Origin of the sequence: Mycobacterium arosiense ATCC BAA-1401 = DSM 45069, assembly GCF_002086125.1 — a bacterium.
GTDB classification, from domain to species: domain Bacteria; phylum Actinomycetota; class Actinomycetes; order Mycobacteriales; family Mycobacteriaceae; genus Mycobacterium; species Mycobacterium arosiense.
This window is the reverse complement of sequence record NZ_MVHG01000365.1, coordinates 1-243: the sequence shown is the minus strand read 5'-3', so window position 1 is coordinate 243 and position 243 is coordinate 1. Positions and strand designations below refer to the sequence as shown.

Below are 243 nucleotides of genomic sequence, written 5' to 3'. Positions count from 1 at the left end.
CGGTGATGCCGATGATGTTGGTCTTCGCGTGGTCGCGCTCCAGTTGCTTCTCCAGGGTGCGCAGGACCTGCCGGCGATGCTCCTCGTCCTCCATGTCGATGAAGTCGATGATGATGATCCCGCCCAGGTTGCGCAGGCGCAGCTGGCGGGCGATCGCGGTGGCCGCCTCGAGGTTGGTCTTGAAGATGGTTTCCTCGAGGTTGCGATGGCCGACGAAGGCGCCGGTGTTCACGTCGATGGTGG

General features: G+C 63.8%; 1 protein-coding gene. It reads right to left on the bottom strand.

What is annotated here, in order from left to right:
- The coding region (locus BST14_RS32205) for a ribonuclease E/G (protein ID WP_438502225.1) at positions 1-232 on the bottom strand (232 nt) is incomplete at its 3' end.
- Between the last annotated feature and the right edge of the window lie 11 nt (positions 233-243).